This window comes from Dehalococcoidales bacterium, from assembly GCA_030698765.1.
Lineage (GTDB): Bacteria > Chloroflexota > Dehalococcoidia > Dehalococcoidales > UBA2162 > JAUYMF01.
In genome coordinates this window covers 1-2871 of sequence record JAUYMF010000038.1, presented here as the reverse complement: position 1 = coordinate 2871, position 2871 = coordinate 1, and the positions used below count along the sequence as shown (strand labels likewise).

3 protein-coding genes are annotated in these 2871 nt (G+C 53.6%); all 3 read right to left on the bottom strand.

Features of this window, described 5'->3' with window-relative positions; all coding sequences use genetic code 11:
- On the bottom strand, positions 1-730 hold a 730-nt coding region (tpiA, locus tag Q8Q07_01885), incomplete at its 3' end, for a triose-phosphate isomerase (GenBank protein ID MDP3879042.1).
- 49 nt (positions 731-779) lie between these two features.
- Complete coding sequence (locus Q8Q07_01880) at positions 780-1985, bottom strand: 2,3-bisphosphoglycerate-independent phosphoglycerate mutase (protein MDP3879041.1); 1206 nt, start codon at positions 1983-1985, stop codon at positions 780-782.
- Positions 1986-2044: 59 nt separating this feature from the next.
- A partial coding sequence (gene pgk / locus Q8Q07_01875) for a phosphoglycerate kinase (protein MDP3879040.1) occupies positions 2045-2871 on the bottom strand: 827 nt, incomplete at its 5' end.

The following is a 2871-nucleotide window of genomic DNA, read 5'->3' as shown; positions in this document are numbered from 1 at the left end:
CCATGCTCAAATACTGGTCTGCTTTCAGGCTCGCCCCCCCGACCAGGGCGCCATCTATCTCCGGCTGCCGGATAAACTCGGCGATGTTATCCGCCGTCACGCTGCCGCCGTAGAGAATACGTACGGATTGTGCCAGAGTTTGGCCAGATAGTTTAGCCAGGTGGGAACGAATAATAGCGATAGTCTCGTTTGACTGCTTACCGGTAGCGGCTTTGCCGGTGCCGATAGCCCAGATTGGTTCATAGGCTACCACCAGGTCTGAGGGGTAGTCTATTCCGGATAGGGAGGAACTCAACTGGCTGGTTACCACTGCCTCTGTCTGCCCCGCCTCGTTCTCTTCCAGCTTTTCCCCCACGCACAGAATGGGTTTCAACCCTGCTTTCAGCGCCGCTCTCAGTTTTTTGTTGACAATCTCACCTGTCTCATTGAAATACTGGCGGCGCTCGGAGTGGCCGATGATGACATACTCGCACAAGCCCGCCAGCATCAGCGGTGAAATCTCGCCGGTATAAGCCCCTTTCTCCTCGAAGTACAGGTTCTGGGCGCCCAGCCTGATTGAGCTTCCCTCAATCACCTTTTTCACCTCGGATAAAGAAATAAAAGGAGGGCAGACTATCTTCTCGACATTGACACTATCATCCAGCCCCTGACGGATTGCCCTGACCAGTTCAATCGCCTCACTGATGGTGGTATTCATTTTCCAGTTTCCGGCAATAACGGGTACGCGCATTCTACTCTCCTGATGAAGTTTTAATGTATGCCCTTATAAATGAGACTGCCTAAGCGCCGAATTTATTCAGCTTCAGTGCGTTTGCCATCGCCAGTGGCATAATCTGAGTAGCCGGAAACCTGCCCAGTCCACCCAGAATACAGGCGGACTCAGCGAAGGCCTTTGCGCTGTCAGGGCGGCACCATTTTGAGTGCAGGAGCACCGGCACCGGATGCCAGCTGTGTCCCTGAAGCAAAGCCGGCGTCGAATGGTCACCGGTGACGACGATAACGTCGGGTTGCAGAGCAATCAGCCGGGGTAAAAAGCTATCGACTTCCTCGATAACCTTTACCTTACGCGCGAAGTCGCCGTCTTCACCGGCGGCGTCGGCCCCCTTGATATGGAGAAAGAAGAAGTCATGATTTTCATAGTGCATGGTTAACGTTGTGACTTCGTCTTCAATGCTGGTACCTGTCTCCAGAATTTCCATCCCGGCCAGTTTGGCTAACCCCCGGTACATGGGATAGCTGGCAATGGCTGCCGGTCTCAGATGGTAAATCTCCCGCATCGTCGGCAAACCGGGCTGCACAGAGAAACCGCGCAGCAGCAGCATATTAGCCGGGTGATGCCCGTCCAGGACCGCTTTCGCCTGAGCCGTGAACTGATTAGCAATCTCCGCCATTCTGCCGGATTTCTGGTCTGCGGCGGTTATAAGTAGCGGAGCCATTCCTGTCTGCTGCGGGTCAGAATCAGTAATGTCCGGAGCCAGACCGTCTCCCCTGAATACGGCGATAAAACGGTAGTCCTTCACCGGAGACACCAGAATCCTGACGCCGTCAATTGTCATTCCATAGAGGAGACGGCACAACTCGGCGGATTTCTCCGTAGAGATACGGCCGGCGCGGCGGTCAGTGACCAGACCGGCTTTATCAACGGTACAGAAGTTACCGCGGGCGGCTATATCACCCGGTTGTAGAGGGAAACCAACGCCGATTGCTTCCAGCACCCCGCGCCCGATGCCAAATCTAACCGGGTCATAGCCGAACAGAGCCAGGTGCCCGGGGGCACTGCCCGGGGTTATTCCCGGCCCCACCGGTTCACTGAGTCCGCAGATACCTCCGGCGGCTAATTTGTCGAGGTTCGGCGTACGGGCGGTCTCTAATTCCGTTTTCCCTGTTTCCGGAGCAGGCAATCCGCCTAAGCCATCAATGACCACTAAGATAATCCTGGTTGGTGTGGACCGGGATATTTGCTTAATCAACTCTAAATCAAACATATCTGCTGCAAGCCCTTTGTCAGTACGTGCGATAATTACAAAACCGGTACCAAGAGTCGCTACTTCGGTGGGATAAGCTCTTTTAATTTCCTCGTGACTGATGAGTCTTTATTGAGCAACGCTTCTACCCCGGGCAGTGTCTTTCCTCCCAGGTAACTTAAAGAAGCGCCACCACCGGTAGAGATGAAGCTTACTTTATCATCCAGTCCCATTTTACTTACCACCTCAGCCGTTGAGCCTCCCCCGATGATAGTGGTCGCCTCAAGGCTGGCCAGCAATTTAGCCATGACCTGTGTCCCTTCCGCAAATTGTGGGATCTCACAGATACCCATCGGACCGTTCCAGAATATCGTCTGGCATTTTCGCAGCGCTTCATAGAAAAGCTTGGTTGTCTGCCGCCCGATATCTACAATCCGCTGGTTAGGCAATATTTTATTGACGGGGACAATGCTACCCTTAGCTTCCACACTGATACTATCGGCAACAAGCACATCAACCGGCAGCAACAGATTTACTCCGTTCCTGGATGCGTTCTCCATCAAGCTGGCAGCAGTGTCCAAGCTGTCTAGCTCGACCAGTGATTGGCCCACTTCGTAAGACTTAGCTTTCAGAAAAGTAGCCGCCATGCCGCCACCGATAAGCAGGAAGTCCACTTTATTCATGATATTTTCCAGCATTCCGACCTTATCACTTACCTTAGCGCCGCCAAATAGCCCTCCGAAGGGGTGTGCCGGCTCCTTAAGAAGGCTGCCCAGGGTCTCCAGCTCCTTTTCCAGCAGTAGTCCGGCTACGGAAGGCAGGTATTCAGCAATCCTCACTATAGAGGCATGGGTACGGTGGGAAGTGCCGAAGGCATCATTAACATAGATATCAGCCAGACGGCCCA

Excerpts from the sequence above, each read along its gene's own strand:
- Q8Q07_01880 (MDP3879041.1), bottom strand. The coding sequence starts at position 1,985 with ATGTTTGATTTAGAGTTGATTAAGCAAATATCCCGGTCCACACCAACC.